Origin of the sequence: Pedobacter sp. W3I1 (assembly GCF_030816015.1) — a bacterium.
Lineage (GTDB): Bacteria > Bacteroidota > Bacteroidia > Sphingobacteriales > Sphingobacteriaceae > Pedobacter.
Window position 1 is genome coordinate 292,718 of the sequence record NZ_JAUSXN010000001.1, and the last position, 18,528, is coordinate 311,245.

13 protein-coding genes are annotated in these 18,528 nt (G+C 39.1%); 4 read left to right on the plus strand and 9 right to left on the minus strand.

What is annotated here, in order from left to right:
* Nucleotides 1-111 precede the first annotated feature (111 nt).
* From QF042_RS01290 to QF042_RS01310, 5 genes are all read right to left on the minus strand, one after another.
* Nucleotides 112-2,697 carry a phosphoenolpyruvate carboxylase gene (locus tag QF042_RS01290; protein ID WP_307524552.1) on the minus strand — a complete coding sequence of 862 codons (2,586 nt, stop codon included), beginning with the start codon at nt 2,695-2,697 and terminating at the stop codon, nt 112-114.
* A 262-nt stretch (nt 2,698-2,959) separates the two neighbouring features.
* Nucleotides 2,960-4,507: a DHA2 family efflux MFS transporter permease subunit gene (locus tag QF042_RS01295; protein WP_307524554.1), complete on the minus strand. Its 1,548-nt coding sequence runs from the start codon at nt 4,505-4,507 to the stop codon at nt 2,960-2,962.
* A gap of 7 nt (nt 4,508-4,514) precedes the next feature.
* Complete coding sequence (locus QF042_RS01300) at nt 4,515-5,594, minus strand: HlyD family secretion protein (RefSeq protein ID WP_307524556.1); 1,080 nt, start codon at nt 5,592-5,594, stop codon at nt 4,515-4,517.
* 8 nt (nt 5,595-5,602) lie between these two features.
* The gene (locus QF042_RS01305; protein ID WP_307524558.1) at nt 5,603-6,922 is read right to left on the minus strand and encodes a TolC family protein; all 1,320 of its coding nucleotides are present in this window, start codon (nt 6,920-6,922) and stop codon (nt 5,603-5,605) included.
* Nucleotides 6,919-7,545 carry a TetR/AcrR family transcriptional regulator gene (locus QF042_RS01310; protein ID WP_307524561.1) on the minus strand — a complete coding sequence of 209 codons (627 nt, stop codon included), beginning with the start codon at nt 7,543-7,545 and terminating at the stop codon, nt 6,919-6,921. Before QF042_RS01310 ends, QF042_RS01305 begins: the two co-directional genes overlap by 4 nt.
* Nucleotides 7,546-7,661: 116 nt before the next feature.
* On the opposite strand from QF042_RS01310, the gene QF042_RS01315 reads away from it, so the two are divergent.
* The 4 genes from QF042_RS01315 to QF042_RS01330 all read left to right on the plus strand — a co-directional run bounded on the left by QF042_RS01315 (nt 7,662) and on the right by QF042_RS01330 (nt 11,126).
* Nucleotides 7,662-8,291: a cellulase N-terminal Ig-like domain-containing protein gene (locus tag QF042_RS01315; RefSeq protein WP_307524563.1), complete on the plus strand. Its 630-nt coding sequence runs from the start codon at nt 7,662-7,664 to the stop codon at nt 8,289-8,291.
* A gap of 16 nt (nt 8,292-8,307) precedes the next feature.
* Entirely contained in the window at nt 8,308-10,167 is a 1,860-nt protein-coding gene (locus tag QF042_RS01320) for a glycoside hydrolase family 9 protein (RefSeq protein ID WP_307524565.1), read from the plus strand.
* A gap of 70 nt (nt 10,168-10,237) precedes the next feature.
* Nucleotides 10,238-10,423, plus strand: a complete 186-nt coding sequence (locus QF042_RS01325; RefSeq protein WP_010599342.1) for a hypothetical protein — start codon at nt 10,238-10,240, stop codon at nt 10,421-10,423.
* A gap of 133 nt (nt 10,424-10,556) precedes the next feature.
* Nucleotides 10,557-11,126: a DUF2911 domain-containing protein gene (locus tag QF042_RS01330; RefSeq protein WP_307524567.1), complete on the plus strand. Its 570-nt coding sequence runs from the start codon at nt 10,557-10,559 to the stop codon at nt 11,124-11,126.
* 930 nt (nt 11,127-12,056) lie between these two features.
* Here QF042_RS01330 and QF042_RS01335 read toward each other — a convergent pair.
* The 4 genes from QF042_RS01335 to QF042_RS01350 all read right to left on the minus strand — a co-directional run bounded on the left by QF042_RS01335 (nt 12,057) and on the right by QF042_RS01350 (nt 18,527).
* Complete coding sequence (locus tag QF042_RS01335) at nt 12,057-12,521, minus strand: hypothetical protein (RefSeq protein ID WP_307524569.1); 465 nt, start codon at nt 12,519-12,521, stop codon at nt 12,057-12,059.
* 150 nt (nt 12,522-12,671) lie between these two features.
* Nucleotides 12,672-14,180 (minus strand): RagB/SusD family nutrient uptake outer membrane protein, encoded by a 1,509-nt coding sequence (locus QF042_RS01340; RefSeq protein WP_307524571.1) that lies wholly within the window; start codon nt 14,178-14,180, stop codon nt 12,672-12,674.
* 11 nt (nt 14,181-14,191) lie between these two features.
* Nucleotides 14,192-17,368: a TonB-dependent receptor gene (locus tag QF042_RS01345; protein WP_307524573.1), complete on the minus strand. Its 3,177-nt coding sequence runs from the start codon at nt 17,366-17,368 to the stop codon at nt 14,192-14,194.
* Nucleotides 17,369-17,660: 292 nt separating this feature from the next.
* On the minus strand, nt 17,661-18,527 hold the full coding sequence (locus QF042_RS01350; RefSeq protein WP_307524575.1) for a helix-turn-helix transcriptional regulator: 867 nt from the start codon (nt 18,525-18,527) through the stop codon (nt 17,661-17,663).
* Nucleotide 18,528: the final 1 nt, after the last annotated feature.

Below are 18,528 nucleotides of genomic sequence, written 5' to 3' on the forward strand. Positions count from 1 at the left end.
TGACGGCCCGAATTCGTTCTCACAAAAAAAAGGTCTGTGAGGACACAGACCTTGGATATTATAAATCTTATATTTTCTTCAATGTTATATGGCAAATAAACTAGAACTAATTTACGCTAAATTCCTCCCTGCATTTACAATACCAAACACCGTTCTTACCGCTAGCTTTTCTAAAGCATGCTGGTCTTTCTCGCTCTGATCGTGTTGCAGTTTCTCCAAAGCAAAATGCTGAATCAATACCAATGGTAAAATGATTTTTTCGCGGGTGGCGATCGATTTTTTATCTACAGGATAGTTAGCCATTAATGTTGGCTGTCCGGAGAGTTTTAAAAGCATCTCCTTAGCTAATTCGAATTCGTTATGTAGCTGAGTCCAAAAAGCTCCAAACTCCTTGTCTGCGGCCAAATGCGCCGTAATAGTGAAGTCTGATTTGCTCATACTCATCATACAGTTATCTACAATAGTTCTAAGATAATCTGAGTCCTGATAAACTTTAAGTACTTTATCCCAATTTCCAGCTTTTTCCTGACTTTTTAATGCCGTTCCCATTCCATAGAAACCCGGAACATTCTGTTTCAGCATACTCCAGGCGGTAACAAAACTAATGGCTCTTAAATCTTCAAGCTTCATTTCGCCGCCACCATTTCTTTTTACCGGGCGACTACTAATATTTGCCTGAGACAATAGTTTTAAAGGAGATAGTTTCTCTAAATAACTCACAAATAATGGATGTTCTCGCAAATCGACAAAAGCCTTATAACTTTCTTCAGCCATTTCATCAAGCAGGGTTTTATTTTCAGGATCTAAAAGAATATTGTGTTTCTCTTTCAATCCAGAGGTCAATCCGGCGTTAATTAATTGTTCAATGTTAAATTCTGCACTTTCTACTGATCCGTATTGAGAACTAATCGTTTGCCCCTGCACAGTTAATTGCATATTTTTATTTGCAATTTCCTTACCCATGGAAGCGTAAAAACGGTGTGTTTTACCTCCACCACGCGCAGGGGGACCGCCACGGCCATCGAAAAACGCCAACTGAATGTTATGTTTTGCAGAAACAGCAGATAATGATGTTTTTCCGTTAAAGATAGACCAGTTGGCCATTAAATAACCACCATCTTTGGTACTGTCAGAATAACCAAGCATAATATCCTGTTTATTTCCACGGCTTGCCAAATGTGCCTTGTAAAACGGGTTACTGTAAAGCGTATCCATAATAGCAGCGGCACCTTTTAAATCGTTAACGGTTTCGAAAAGCGGCACAAAATCAATAGTCAACGATTCTTTACTCCAGCCATTCCAAAGGAAAAGTTCAATCAATTGCAAAATATCGCTTGCTTGCTGGCAATTGCTGATGATAAAACGATGACAGGCTTTTTCGCCATTACGTCTTTGAATGCCTTTAATTTCTTTAATTACTTCGATTGTATCTTTTGTCAAGGCATCAGGCTCGCTAGCGTAAACGACGGTTGCTTCTTTAAAAGAAATTAAAGCTAATTTCTCTGCTTCGGATAGTTTATCGTAATCAGCAGGATACAACGAAGAAATAGGCTTATTGGCGCGGCAGTAAGCATGTACATTCCTCAGCACACGACTATCCTGGCGGATATCTAATGATGCAAAGTAGTTACCATATAAATCTACCTTGCGGATCAGATCGTTAACCAGATCAACAAACAGTCCTCCGTGCTCCTCCAGTAGCGTATCTTTAATTTTGTTCAGGTTTTCTTTAAGTTCACTAGAAATATCCTGAAGCTCGCAAGTTTGATCGAAAGCATTTAAATACAGTACATCATGGAGTTTCGCTATATTCTCTTCAACACCTCTAAAAGTGATACGGCGTTTAATTACCCTGAAATCGCGGTAGTAACAACGGAACAGGATTTGACGCAACATTTTAGAAACGGCTAAAGTAGTATCAGCGTGAATGTTCGGATTTCCGTCTCTATCGCCACCAGGCCAGAAACCCAACTCTAATATTTTTTTAGTTTCAAGGTTATATTCATCCAGGTTCTGATCTATCTCTTCCTGTATATTCGCCGCAGCAAAGTAAAATGTATTTTCTAAGAACCAGGCAAGGTTTAAAGCCTCATCGACTGGTGTTGGCGATTTTTTGTTAAAAAATGGCGTTTTACCCAATTGCTGTAAAAGCGAGTTCATCGAAGTAAGATCATTATCACGAATGGCCTTGGTTAAATCGGTAATAATGGCCAACACACTTCCAGGATAAAACTGCGTTGGGTGTGCGGTTAAAACCAAACGAAGTGAAAGTTCATCAATCAACTTCTCAATTTTTGATAACATGGGTTTGTTATCCGCATTCTTTTTTAAGATGAATGCTAATGTACTCTGCTCGTCAGTGGTATTTAATTTGGTAAAGGAGGCATCTTCAACAGCATCAAAAAGTACCACCTGTCGCTCGATATACTGAATGAAACGAAAGAGCAGGTCAACAATATCCTTGCGCTCTGTATAACTGGTATACTTGGCGAAAAATTCTTCAATAATCTGTGCAGGTTTTTCTCCGTTTGCAATACCTTCTTCACAGCTCTTAAAAAACAGAGGAAGCAGTGTTCCCGTGTCTTTAATTTTGTAAAAAGGCAAGGTGAGAAATAAACTGTTAAACAGTTCGAATTTTGAGATTACCTCATTATTAAAAATAGATTCTCGTTGCGTAGTTAAACGAAGTTTAGGCATAGCTTATGCAATAGTTTTGTATACCGTAATACTACAAAAAATGCATAAGGTATTAAAATTCTAAGGCTTACAATTTGGAAAATTGTAGAATAAATTTTAATTTTAGAATCTTATTTGGCTACTATGTGGTTAAGTAAGAACATTTGCAATGTTTAAGGGCATTGCATTGATTGTTAATTTTTTGGGTTAAAACAGCCGATGTAATAAAATACACCGGCTGTTTTTGTTTTTTGCCAATATTTAGGCTATTTCTTTGCGAATTTTAGTGCGCATCGGTAACAATATTTGCATTCTTCTTAAATTTCTGAAGGTACAACAGTGGAATTGAGAACAGCATAATCAATCCGGCAACCCAATAAGCATCGTTATAAGTGAGCAGCATGGTTTGTTTAATCACCGAACCTTCTATCGCTTTCATCGCCATTAATTTCGCATCCATCAATGATGAGCCTTTAGCCATAAAACTATGGATTAAGCCATTCAATTTAGCAGTGAATATAGAATTGTACTCGTTTATATTAGTGAGTAGGTTATTTCTGTGAAAACCTGAACGAATGTGAATCAGTGTTGTTAAAGCCGCGATACCAAAAGAACCGCCTAACTGTCTGCTCATATTATTCAATCCCGAGCCCTGTCCAATTTCTGGTCCTGATAAGTCTTGCATCGCTAAAGTAGTTAGTGGCACAAATAGCAACGCCATTCCAAATCCTCTAATTACTAAAGGCCAGAAGAAATCGCCAGTTCCCGATGCAAGTGTTGATTTACTCAACATCCAACAGAAAACAAAGAATAAAAACATTCCTCCTGTGGCCATAAACTGAGCTGGAACACCCTTTTTAAGCATGATACCAATAAATGGCATCATGGAAATGGTACAAATACCTCCGGCGATAAACAGCTTTCCGGTTTGCAAAGGCGTAAAGCCTAAAAGGTTTTGCGCAAAAACAGGGAAAACGAATACAGAGCCATACAATCCAAAGCCTAGAATAAAAGAGGTGAACATCCCAATTGAGAAACTTCGCTTTTTCATGATCCTAAGATTAACAATCGGATATTCTGTGCTCATTTCGCGCCAAAGAAATAACAATAACCCAAAAACAGATGTTACGGCCAATGCAATTATATAAGGTGTAGAGAACCAATCTTCGCTTTCTCCTTTTTCTAATAAGGTTTGTAAACTTCCAACCGCCACAGCCAGTAAACCAATTCCCCACCAATCGACGGGTTTCCCTTGCCCATCCTTGGGCGTCTCTCGAATAAAGGTGATGGTACAGTATGCGGCGAGTATCCCGACGGGAATATTTACATAGAAAATCCATGGCCAATCTGCTACTTCTAAAATATAACCTCCAATGGTTGGTCCAACTGTTGGCCCTACAACCGCGCCTAAACCGAATAGTGCCGTTGCAATCCCCACATCTTCACGCGGCCAGGTTTCAATTAAAATAGCCTGTGCTGTTGATATTAAACCACCCCCGGCCAAACCCTGAATAATCCTGAATAAAATAAGCTCATTCAATGAAGTGGCATTTCCGCATAAAAAAGAAACTAACGTAAAAACGATGATGGAGGTTAAGAAATAATTTTTTCGCCCAAAACGACTGCCTAACCAACCCGACATGGGTAGGATGATTACATTCGCGACGGCGTATCCAGTGGATAACCAGGCCACATCCTCCAGGGTTGCGCCCAGGTTTCCCTGTATTTGAGGGATCGCTACGTTTACGATAGTCGTATCAATCAACTCCAATAAAGAAGCTGTGATTACTGTAAACGTAATGATCCACTTTTTTAAACCTACTTCGGCCATTTTAATATTATTTAGTAGATACTGATGCTTTAACGCTCATTCCTGGGCGTAACTTAGCCAACAGCTCTTTTGATGGATGGATTTTGATTTTTACAGGAACACGTTGCACCACTTTAACAAAGTTACCAGTAGCGTTATCAGGAGGTAATAAAGATCCTTTTGCACCAGTAATAGGAGAGAAATTATACACTTCACCCTGAATTTTTTCGTCAGGATAAGCATCAACCTCAATTTCTACTTTAGAGCCTTCCCTAATTTTCTCCAATTGGGTTTCTTTAAAGTTTGCCGTTACATAAATGCTTCCGTCATTCACAATAGAGAATAAAGATTGGCCAGCCTGAACCAATTGCCCTTTTTGAACATTCTTTTTAGAAACGATACCAGTTGCAGGGGCTTTAATATCAGTATAAGATAACTGAAGCTTAGCAAAATCGATATCACTTTGACGCTGGCTGATTACATTGCTGCTCACCGCTAATTGCGATTGCGTAGTACCAACTTGTTTAACCGCAGCATTATATTGATCTTGCGCCGCCCGATATGCTGCCAGAGCAGATTGTCTTGCTGCTTCTGCAGACTCCTTATTAGCCTTGGCTTGATCGAAAGCTTGTTGCGTTATCGAACCGTCCTTCACCAGGTTTTCATAACGATTATAATCTTTCTGCGCTAAATTTACTTTAACATTTGCAGCCTCAACATTTGATTTTGCGGCATCAACGTTTGCTTTTGCAGTACCAGTATTTGCCTGGGTAGCCACAATTTGAGATTCAGCAACACCAACACCTGCACTTGCGCCTTTCTGACCGGATTCTGCCTGCTCTAATTTAACTTTATAGTCTTTATCGTCAAGCTTCACCAAAACCTGTCCTTCGGTAACATGTGTATTTTCTTCAAAATTAATCGCTGCAACATAACCGCCAACACGGGCAACAACAGGACTGATATCGCCATCAATCTGAGCATCATCCGTATCTACGTGCTTGCTATAATAATTCCATTCTGTAACCCCGAAGATTACACCTATTACTAGTAAAACACCTAAAATGATGGGTACTACTTTGTTCTTTTTTTTCTTTTCAGTTGTCATTGCTGTATTTATTGCGTTATTTTTCCTGTTGATTTTAATAGGGTATAGTAAGCCAAACCTGCGTCTGCCTTAGCGATCTCTAAGTTTATTTTTGCCTGATACAATAAAGTTTCAGCATCGATACGGTCGGTAACCGAAGCCACATTATTCTTATATTTAGATGCCAATAACTTATCGTTTTCGGTGGCTTGTGCAATTGAAGTTTCCAATACCTGGATTTTGTTCATCGCCACCTGGTAACCTTGAAAGTTTTTGTTGATATCGGTTTTTACCTGGTCAGACAAAATGTCTTTCTGAATGGTAATTGCACTTTGCTGAATCTTAGCTTCGCTTACCTTATTCTTGTTTGTCCAAAGGTTGCCGAAATTCCAGGAAACCGTTGCGCCTAATGTAACGGGCATTAAGTATTGGTTTGTTGGCGGGATAAAATTACCACTTGGATTAATATAATATAAGTTGGCACCAACACCAACGGTAGGCAACGTATTTGCTTTGATGGTTTTAATGTTAAAATCGGCAACTTTGTGCTGTACATCAAGTTGTTTTAATTCCTGGCGGTTAGCCATTGCCTGACCAATGTATTCATTTAACGAGCCTGGTGTTTTTAAGCCAGCCGTTGGATCAACAATTTTAACTTCGGTATCTTCCGGTAAACCCAAAAGAATATCTAAATTGTAGTTAATCACTTTACGGTTGCTCTCGATATCCATTTGTGTGAGCGTAACATTTGCCTGTTGCAATTGAAAACGCAACACATCGTTTTTGGTTACAATGCCTTGTTCGAAGAAACGTTGTGCCTGTTTAATCTGTGCGGCAATTGATTCTAAATTCTGATCAACTACTTTTCTGCTCTGCAATACTTTGTATAAAGCGTAATAGGTATTAATTACGGCATAAGTAATTTCTTCTTTGCTTTTATCGGCATCTAAACGAGCTACATCGGCTAATAATTTGGTCGATTCTTTTGCGTATCTTAATTTACCACCACCGTACACCAATTCTTGCACTGCTGCTGTTCCTACAAAAGCATCGGCTCTTTTAGGCAGATGGAAAGATGATTCGCTGCCCGGTAAAGCAAAAGTAGTGGTTGGTATTTCAGCATGGTTGTACATAAAACTTGCGTTTGCCGTAGGCAAAGCATTGTCTTTTACAACTTCAAGCTGAGCCATTGCCTGATCGATCTTGTTTTGTGAAAGTTTTAAGTTTTTACTATTGGCTATGCCGAGTTCTATTGCCTGATTGATATTTAATTCCTTCGTACTTTGTGCAAATAAAGCAGCCGGAATTAATGATGCCGCAAGCATTAATCTAATTGATCTGGGTATCATTTTTTTGTTGTTAAATAAACTGTTGTTAGATCTTGTAAGTGAGCGATTGTTCGCTCCTTAATCATTTTTTTATCTTTTGGGTTATTCAGGTCGAAGTTGGAGCACGATATAACCTTGTGGGGAGAAATAACAATGTTGGTTATGGTTCCCATTATGGTGGCGATTACCATCCGAACATCTACCTTATTAAAGGTACCGTCTTCAATCCCATCTGTAATAATGCGATCGATAAGCTGCATGTTGTGGCTCATGGCCCCTTTAATCTTATCATACATTTCCGGCCTTTGGGTTAAAGACAGCTCTCTATGCATCATTTTATGAAACGCAGTATTATTCAGTATCCTATTTACATAGCCCTCTATAACCCTGTGCAATTTTTCTAATGCTGAAATCTTATCTTCATTGATGATTTTTAATTGAGAAGCAAAGCCTGCAATACGCTCATTCATGATCTCTACAAAAACCCCTTCTTTAGAACCGAAATAATAATTTATCATCGCCATGTTCGCTCCAGATTCCTTCGCAATCTGGCGAGTGGAGGTACCCTCATACCCCGTCTCGCAAAACAGCTTTTCAGCTGCCTCAAGAATGGCCTGTCTTTTATCTACTTTTTCTGTTTTCATTTCTTTTTGACGACACAAAATTAATCAAACGATTGATTAACTTCCAAATGTTTATGCACTTCTTTTACATTATCTTGATAAAACCCTATTTTTAACTAAAATAATCACCCATTCCAATGAAAAATAAGTTATTCTTAGCCTTAACATTCTTGTTTACCCTATGGATCTTATGTTCGTTTATTGGTATCCAAAGAAAAATTCAGCAAAGTTGGATCAGAATTAATTTGCTCGGTTATCCCACCGAAAGTATTAAAGTTGCTGTATGGGCAAGCAAAACAGGCGAAATTCCTTCCAAATTTGAAATTATAGCAAAAGAGACCAATCAGGTGGTGTATGCCTCAACCAATATTAAAAGTTTTGGCAGTTATGGTCCTTTCAGCCAAACTGCCCGATTAAATTTCAGCGATTTTAAAAGTGCAGGGAATTTCTACCTCCGGGCAAATGGTATTCTCTCTCCCCTATTGCGCATTAATAATAACGTTTATGAGGGTGCCGCAGACTTCTGCCTGCAATATATGCGCCAGCAACGAAGTGGTTTTAATCCATATTTAAAGGATAGCTGCCATACCCACGATGGCTTCGTTTTATATGGCGCCAAAGCAGGAATTAAAGACAGTACACATTTTAATGCTTCAGGTGGTTGGCACGATGCAAGTGATTACCTTCAATATTCAACTACTTCGGCAAATGCTGCTTATCATTTACTAATGGCTTATCGCGATTTCCCGAAAGGTTTTTGGCGATAGACAGCTGGGAAATGGTTTGGATGGAAAAAATGGATTAGCTGATGTGCTGGACGAGGCTAAATGGGGCCTGGATTGGTTGCTGAAAATGCATCCGCAAAAAAACATCATGTTTAACCAACTGGCTGATGACCGCGACCATATCAGCATGCGGATTCCAAAAGAAGACAGTCAATACGGAAAAGGCTTCGAGCGCCCGCTCTATTTTATTACGGGCGACGCACAGCAGCGTGGCAAATTTACGAACAATACTACCGGGACCAGCTCTACCGCGGCTAAATTTACGAGTGCTTTTAATTTGGGCTCAGTTGTATTTAAAGAGCATGATTTACCCTATGCGAAAACGCTTGCTAAAAAAGCAAAAACGGCCTATAAATTTGCGTTACAAAAACCTGGGGTGACGCAAACCGTCTCTGTAAAATCGCCATACATTTATGCTGAAGACAATTGGGTTGACGATATGGAACTGGCCGAAACATCATTCAATTTTGGAAGAGAAAAGATCGATCAAAAGAAAATAACGCTGGCGTTAAACTATGCCCGCCAGGAAACCACTACGCCATGGCTACAAAAAGATACCGCAGCACATTATCAATACTATCCGTTTATTAATCTGGGTCATTACGAAATCGCTAAGCAAGAACCAGCAAATAAAACAGCGCTAAATTATTATAAAGAAGGAATAACACAGGTTTGGAACCGTGCAAAAAACAATGCCTTTTATCGGGGTGTTCCTTTTATCTGGTGCAGCAACAATTTAACGGTTTCCTTTGCCATGCAATGCAATTGGTATTCGACTTTAAGTGGCGATAAAACTTATGCCGAGCTTGAACAGGCCAGTTCCGACTGGCTTTTTGGCTGTAACCCCTGGGGAACGAGTATGGTTTATGGTTTGCCGCAGTGGGGAGATACACCAACAGATCCGCACTCGGCCTTTACCCATTTAAAGAATTACCCAATAAACGGTGGATTGGTTGATGGTCCGGTTTACACTAATATTTATAAAGGTTTAATCGGGATCAAATTAAATGATACTGATGAATATGCCGATTTTCAGAGCGACCTTGCCGTTTACCATGATGATTATGGTGATTATAGCACCAATGAACCGACAATGGACGGAACAGCATCTCTGATTTATTTATTAGCAGCTAAAGAAGCGCAGGCTAATCCCCTACCCAACCATAAAACCTATAGCCTTGGTGCCAACATCAGGGGCGATTCTACCCAAAAGAAAATCTACCTGGTTTTTACTGGCGATGAATATGCCGATGGTGGTGAAAAAATAAGCAAAGTGCTGGCACAGGAGAAAGTTAAAGCGTCCTTTTTTCTTACCGGAACTTTTTATCGGAACCCAAACTTTCTTTCATTGATCAAAAAGCTAAAAAATGATGGTCATTACCTCGGCCCACATTCTGACAAGCATTTATTGTACTGCGATTGGAATAAGCGCGACAGCCTCTTGGTTACAAAAACAGGTTTCGAAACCGATTTAAACAACAATTATCAGGCGATGGCAAATTTTGGCATTAACAAAGAAACCGCACGCTATTTTTTACCCCCATACGAATGGTACAACCAAACCATAGCTGACTGGACCAAAGCGCAAGGTTTACAACTGATTAATTTCACGCCAGGCACACGATCTAACGCTGATTATACTTACCCTGAAATGGGAAACAGTTATCGGTCGAGCGATGAGATATATCGATCGGTTATCACTTTAAACGAAACAAAACGCAACGGTTTAAATGGTTTTATCTTGTTGTTGCACATCGGTACCGATGCCAGAAGAACTGATAAATTTTATAACAGGTTGGCAGAATTGATTACTTATATGAAAAAGGCTGGTTATAAATTGGCTAGAATTGATAATTAATTAGAATTTGGGCGTAATGACAAATTAAAATTTAAAATAAATATTAACTTTGCCTCCAAATAACAAAAACATGAGTGTACAAGAGAACAGCAACAATAATTTCAACTGGTTATATTATGCTTTAGGTTTATTCTTCGGAGTTTTAACCGGAGCAATCATTACGCAAAATTATATTTTCGCTTTGTTAGGTGGTGTGTTAGGTTTGTTAACAGCAGGCTTATTTTTAAATGCCATCGTAAAAGGAAGGAAATACTAGTTTTTTAGTCCTTTTATACCATTAGATCCTTTTAAGGATTAAAATTTAATTCCACGGCAAATGAACCGTTATGGTTTTACGAATTGCTGTAAAATCATGATTGCTCATCGCTACTGAAAACAAAAACCTACAAATGAAAAATATCTTCATTATTGTTTTCGCTCTTCTTTGTTTTAGCGCAAAGGCTCAACAGGCCCCTCCCGCTGAAGTAAAATTTCCTGTTGCAGACCCAAGTCCTGCGGATATTGTTTATTTTCCGCTTAATGCCCCAAAGGCAAAGGCTGGAGATCAGGCAAAACCGGTTATAAAGATTGTTTATTCGCGTCCACAGAAAAAAGGACGTAATATTTTTGGTGTTTTAGAACAGTATGGGAGTGTTTGGCGTTTTGGTGCCAACGAAAGTACAGAAGTTCGTTTCTTCAAAAAAGTAAGGATTGGTGGCAAGAAAATTAAAGCGGGTACCTATAGCCTGTTCGCCATTCCTAACAAAGATACCTGGACGATTATTGTAAATAGCGAAACAGATAAATGGGGTGCTTTTACCTACAATCAGGCGAAAGATATTGTTCGTGTAAATGTTCCCGTTAAAACCCTGGCTAAACCGATCGAATATTTCTCCTTAACCTTTACAGAGATTACTGGAGGTGCTAATCTGGTTATTGGCTGGGACAGAACGCAGGTAGAATTACCAATTAATTTTTAAGTCGAAAAGAAAGAAAAATATAAAGTCCCGCTCAATGGCCGGGACTTTTTTGTTTAAATCATTTTTTTATCTTCTTGCACCTATCAAACAGATTATAAAAATCAGTCGTCACGACCGAAGCACAGTCCGAACCTTCCTATCGTATGGACACATCACTGTCAATTTACATTTGTTTTTAGCGTCGTTGCCTAGGTCGATCGTCATGCTGTCCCGAAGCTTCGGGATCAGCATCTTTCTGCTATTAAGAGACCCCTGATTTTTAAAAAAAACGATCAAGTGCCGGCACAAATATTTATTTTTCCGCTCTTTGCCGCGGGGGCATGGTAGTTTTTCGCAGTCAACGTTGTTTTTAGCTGTGCTCAAGAATGCTGGCGCATTTTGGAGCGCCAAAGTACCCAAAGCGCTTTGTCAATCCGGCAATGTGGCTTCTCACCGCCCACGCTCATCAAAAAAACAGTGGCACTTCGTTTAATCAGGAGTTGTTTGTGTTTTTCTTCGGCCTGATTGAGCCCTTCGGGGTTTGTGTTCAATTTATATTAAACTTGAATTCAGTGCTACTGAACACAAAACCACTGCGTTTAAGGTTTGTTAGTGCAATTTGTTCTATTCTGCACCTGTTTTTTTGATTCTCCGGCCACTTAGGATTGACGGCGTCCTTCGGTAAAGACTGTGGTTTATTAAAAGCCAGCTAGCATGATGCCCAAACCATTCTTATAAAAGATGTGTCCAAACGATATGAACTTTCGTGAGAGAAATCTTTGAACTATCTTAATAAGCATAGTTCAAAGATTTCTCCACTACGGTCGAAATGACGATTTATCATCACGAATCCTTTGTTTTTGCAAAAAAATGATCTCTGCGATTAAAGACGTTGTTCGATAAACCTTTTTGCTCTTAATCGAAACCAGCCTAGCCAAAAAGGAATTAACGCTAATTTGAAACCAGCTTTTTAGCTTCACTTTCGCTGCTGATAAACACTTTATATACCTGAGTAATTTTCCATTCGCCTTCTCTATCTTTTTCTATAATGACAAAGTTTTGTTGTGCACCATCAAATAATTCGTAGTTAATATCTATTCGTGCAATTACGAGGGCATCGGTTTCGGAAACAATGCTAGAACTGATATTGCAATCGTGCTGAATTACGCCTTCATTTTTCTTCATTTGGTTTAACACATCACTCGCTTTATGTTTAATTACCCTCACATCTCTATTCGAGGTAAAAACAGCATCCTCACTTAAAACCGCTTTTAACTTTTTATAATCAGAATTCATGTAGCTGTCCATATAATAATTGATAACCGATTTATGGCTGGCAGTTGGTTTTTCTGCAGCCAAAACATTATTTGTGATTGTAATACCTAGTAACAAAATCACCAAAGCTTTTAGTCTCATAACTATCTGTGTTTTTTTATTAAAGGTCGGCTGGAATAAAGCAAAATAATATGCCGATAACACCATAATGATGAGGTAACTAAAATGTGATAAATAGAAAAGGTTATGTTATACTAAACGATAACATAACCTTTCCCTGTCTTTAAACTATTAAGGATTTTGCTGTCCAGCCAGGCCAGAATTAGCTTCCATTTCTGCCCTCGGTATTAAGAACTGCCATTTAACATCTCCAGCAGGTATTGTTAAGGTTCCCGCAACAGAAGCAGAAACATAGTTAGGAACAACTGTCCTATCAAGCGGCAGGTTTAAACGTTTTAAATCTAACCACCTGTGGCCTTCTCCCCAAAGTTCAATTCTTCTGTTAAAAAGAATCTCATCAATTAAGGCCTGCCCTGTATTTACCGAAATCACCGCGCTTGGGTCTCTCTGCTTAACCAGGTTAAATAAAACCGTTCTGGCTGCTGCTTCACTTCCAGGCGTTTTGGCGTAAGCCTCCGCCAAAATCAGATACATTTCTGAGGTCCGCATTAAAGGAACATCACCTAAAGATGGGCCGCCTACTTCTTTAACTGAAAATTTACGGCTCATATAAGGCTGACGAGCAAAATTTGTAGCAGGTAATGGGAAATTTGCTGTAGTTGGTGCTGGTTCCCACATCTTTTTCCGAACATCTGTAGCTGATATCTGATTATATAATGCAGAATTAATCCTTTTTGGATTTCCGCGCATAAAGCTTGTATTTGCGTTATAAGCGATCTGCGCAAAATACGACCCGAATGTATCTCCTTGATCTAATGTTGGCATAGAAGACCATATAAACTCGCCTAATGTTGCGTTGTTAAAGCCTGCCTGATAATCAGTAACAGACAATAGCGGGTATTGGTTGGCATCTACAATATCTTTTGCATATTTAATGGCATTAGGATAATCCTGCATCACCAGGGCAACCCTTGCTCTAATACCTTTTGCTACCGCAACACCTGCATGGCTCTTATTCGAAGCGGTTGCATTAAGCGAAATAGCAGTTTCTAAGTCGCTAACAATTGCAGCATAAACACTTTCTACAGTTGCGCGTGGTTTATTGGTATCAGTTGAGGCCAATAAAAGTGGTACACCAAGCTGATTATTCGGTTTCGCTCCCGCATCATAACGTTTACCAAAAAGTTGTACCAGGCCAAAATAAGCATAACCTCTTAAAGTTAGGGCTTCAGCCTTAACTGTGTTTTTATCTGCAGCTGCGCCCGATGCCTGATCAATATTATCGATGATGTAATTCACATTTCCGATAATACGGTAATAGGTGCGGTACATATATTCCAGCATGGTACTATTATCGGTACGATGGCTAATCCAGGATCCACCATCAGAGGTATACCAGTTTGATGAGGATATTCCAATGTCTTCTCCCATAAAGTCCATGTAAAGCATTATGCCGCCTACCCCTGGCTTATTCTGGGCCGCTGTTGAGACTACGGTTGTAGTCCGTTCGTACATGTATCGGTAAACACCATTTAAGGCATTCTTTGCATTTGCAGCAGAGGTAAACAGTGCTGAATTATCAACCTGATCTGTCGGTTTTGTATCGAGATAATCTTTTTTACAGGCCGTGATGCTTAATAGGCTTAAACCTGCAAAAAGTAAATATTTTTTATATTTCATGATCGTATCTTTTAAAGTGAAACATTGATTCCGAAACTAATCATCCGCGAAGGCACGTAATTAGTTGTATTTAAACCCGTGAACGATTCGGTCGGATCCATTCCTTTGCGTTTGGATATTAAGCCCAGGTTTTCGCCCGCCGCAAATACCCTAACATTGCTTAATGTTGCTCCTTTAATCCATCTTTGTGGTAAAGTATAAGATAGATTTATGTTACGGAAAGCAATATAAGAGGCATCAACCAGCCAACGACTGGATATTCCGTTAAACTGACCTGAACGGCCAATATCCAATCGTGGAATATCAGTAACCTGACCAGGTGTCATCCACGAGTTTAGTGCATCAACGTGCAGCGCCGAACCGTAGGTGGTAGCCATTAGCCCCTGGTAATTCTGATCGTAGAATTTACCGCCTATCTGGTAAGTTATTAAGAACGATAACCCAAAGTTTTTATAATTAAAAGTATTGGTAATCGAACCATATAAATCTGGAATGGCAGAGCCAGAATAATCAGAACGTGCATTATTAATATCAGTGGTTAAAACACGACCATTTACGGTGCGAAGGTTGGTTGTTACACCAGCATTCGGTTCAAATAAAGCCGAACCATCTGTTGGATCTACTCCCGCCCATTGGCGCAGATAATAGGCATAGATATCTCGTCCAACTTCAAGTCTTTTAGTTCCACTGGTTACTGTTGGCGTTTCTGCCGGCATTTTGGTGATTTTATTTTTTAACCAAGACCAATTGCTTAATAAGTTCCAGTTAAAGTTTTCAGATTTTAAAATATCGCCGCTTAATTGCAAATCGATTCCTGTATTGTACATAGAACCAATATTGCGACGGATAGAAGTAATTGGATCAGACAATGGCTGTGGTACCGCAAACAATAAGTTTGATGAACCACGTTTAAAATACTCGATCTCACCTCTCAGGCGGTTTTTAAATAAACCAAAGGCTATTCCGGTATTAAAAGTATTTACCGATTCCCATTTTAAATCGGGCGTTGCGGCGGTGGCCAATAATAAGCCCGGCTCGCTACCATTGTTCCAGCCTAACTCATAAAAAGCCTGGTAATTGTAGTAAAGGCTGTTGTGTTCAAAAAGGGTTGCATCAATTAAATTATCATTTCCTACCTCACCATACGAAGCCTTCAAGCGTAAATCACTGATCCAATCCATGTTTTTCATGAAATCCTCCTTGTTAATCGCCCATGATGCGCCTGCAGAGAAAAATGTCCCCCATCTCGATTTTGACGATAAACGCGAAGTACCATCACGACGGATAGAGGCATCTACAAAGTATTTCTCTAAATAATTATAACCTACTTTACCGAAATAAGATTCTACGCGATAAGTATCTTTATATCCACCAGCATCACTAGGGGTTACAAAATTCGGGAATTCTGTATTTCCGTCTAAAATCTGGCTTTGCTTAGTTGCACTTAACCTGCGCCAATCATAATCATAGTTTTCATGCCCAGCCAAAGCATTTACACTATGATTACCAAATGTTTTGCTGTACGATAATACCTGGTTAAATGTATAACTCTGTGTTGGTGTGCTCCGTTTTGTTGATGAACCACCAACGGTACTTCCATCTCCTACAACCGGGTTTCGATATTCGCTGCTATACGCATTAATAAAATCGATACTAACGGTTGGTTTAAAAGTAAAATCTTTTAAAAACTTGATCTCAGCATATGCTCTACCATTTAGGGCAAGCCTACGGCTCAATATGTCGTTTAGCAAAGTCTCATAAATCACATTCCGACCAGCTAAAGCACCTTGTGGCCTGTTAACAGAACCAGGATGTCCACCGTAATCATACCATTGCTCGCCGGTGGTGGTTAAAACCGGATTGCCATTGGCATCAAAAGCATGTATTGGATAAATAGGACCCATAGTTCTGGCAAAATTGAATACATTCACAAAAGCAGACGCGCCACCTGTTGAGGCATCCTGAGCTAAATTTCCGTTGGATAAGCTTCCTGATAAGTTTACCCCTGTTTTTAACCAAGGCCGTAATTGTGTGTTAGCATTAACACGGAGGTTAAATCTCTCGAAATCGGTTTTAATTAAATAACCATTATCCTTTAGGTAGTTCATAGAGAAATAATAGTCCGTTTTTTCATTTTTTGCGCTCGAATTAACATTAAACTCGGTCCGTTTTCCTACACGTGAGGCCTGCTTAAACCAATCGAAGTCATCATAACGCAATTGTGCATTAGGGTTCAATTTGCCATCTACACCTACGATCTGGTTATTGGGTACGTTAAACGGATTATAGATCAATTGCCCTTGAATGGTATTAGAAGCTTGTGTAGCTGCTGCCGCCTCGCTTATACCCGTTCCTGTTGCCGGATATACCAGGCTGTTTTTTAAAGCCTGCCACATTAAAGGATAATAATCCAAAGCACCTATTCTATCATATTCAGGTATGCCTCTTTTAGAAAAGCCCTGACTATAGGTCGCATTTAATGTTGGTGTACCGGATTTACCCTTTTTAGTAGTAATGATCACCACTCCATTTGCAGCTCTTGAACCGTAAAGTGCCGATGACGATGCATCTTTTAGCAGAGAAATACTTTCTATATCATTGGCATTAATATCGCCAAGCTCGCCATCATACACTGAACCATCTAATACAAAAAGAGGGCTATTCGATGCCGATATAGATCCAAATCCACGGATACGGATGGCCGAACTACTACCCGGCTGGCCGTTTCCTGAAGTTGTTACCACGCCAGGTGCAACACCTGACAGGACATTGGTAACGTTGGTGATAATCCGATTATCTAACTGCTTGGCACTCAAAGTAGCAACAGAGCCCGTAATGGCTTCTTTTTTGCTCGTTCCATAGGCTACAACAATTACATCCTGCAGGTTTTTAGAAGATGAAACCAAACGGATATTTAACGTTTCGCCTGTTATTTTTACTTCCTGCTCGGTGTAACCAACGTAACTGAGCACTAAACTCTGTGCATTTTCGGGTACCGAAATAGAAAAGGTTCCTTGCCCGGTGGTTTGGGTTAATTGTGCGGTCCCTTTTATTTTTATAGATACGCCTGGCAATGGTAAGCCATCATCCGCATCAACCACTTTTCCGGTAATTGTTCTATTTTGCGCTAAGGCATTTAAATAAGACAAAACCGTCACCATTAAAATCAATAGTAATTTTTGTTTCATGTTTGGGAATAAATAGTTAGTAATTAATTAGTTCAACAGGTTCTTAGCAGATGAGCACGAAAACCAAATCAATAAGCAATTTAGGCGCTGTGAAAATCCAAAAATGTGCGAAAATCACCATTCTGGGCAGAAATAGGCTTTAAACGCAAAAAAGCAAACCCCAATCCTGGCAGTTTGCTTTTTTAATCATTATTAACCTAAACAGGAAAAAACTTCTACAAATTGTCCTGCAAGAGCTTCAAAAATAGTTTCATCCTAACATTCAAAATATGCAGAAATCACTATTTATATTTTAATTCAGCCTACTCTTCTTATACTTTAAAGGCGTAATGTTGAATGTATGTTTAAATAACCTGATGAACGAACTTGGGCATTCAAAGCCAACTAAACCCACTATTTCATTTAAAGGATAGGTGGTGGTTTGCAATAGCTTTTTAGCCCGGTTTAACCTCAATTGCATTAAAAACTGGTATGGGCTAATTTCATATGCTTCTTTAAATGTTCGTAGCAAATGGTTAACCGATAAACATGCCTGTTCGGCAATATTTTCTAATGTTATGTTTTGATTGTAATTGCTGCTAATATATTCTTTAGCAAGTGTTAATCTTTTTAAAACCTCTTCGCGGGTTTTTGTTTTGATAAAGCTGAGTTTATCTAATTTCTGAGCCACCTCTTTATCATAAATTTTATAATAGTTTAAAAGGCAGTGGTACAGATATTCATTAATCAGCATTTCGTCTTTCAAGCCTTTATCGAGCTGGCTTTTTAAATGCAGTACATTAAAGCGCATATCGCCAGAAAAGGGATATAGTGATTCGATAAACGGAGGTGTTTCCTGAGCTTCTTTCCCGGCAAGTAAACTTTCGTTACTACTCGAAAAAGTATGATGAAAATCTTTAATAAAATTTTCACCAAAAGAAACTGAAAATGTATTTACAGGACTTATCGAATCTATTTTGCTGCTAAAATTTGTCCCCGCATTTACAACAGCAAAAGTATCGGGGTAAATGCTGAATTTACGCTTGTTAATTTCACAATCCTCAGTTCCGTTAAAAACAAATTTAATGGTATAAGCATCGCTCTGTTGCTCATAAAGGGCTTCACAGGTGCTTTCGCTTATAATTCTATTCCTATTGCTTAATTCTTTTATGTACCTCATA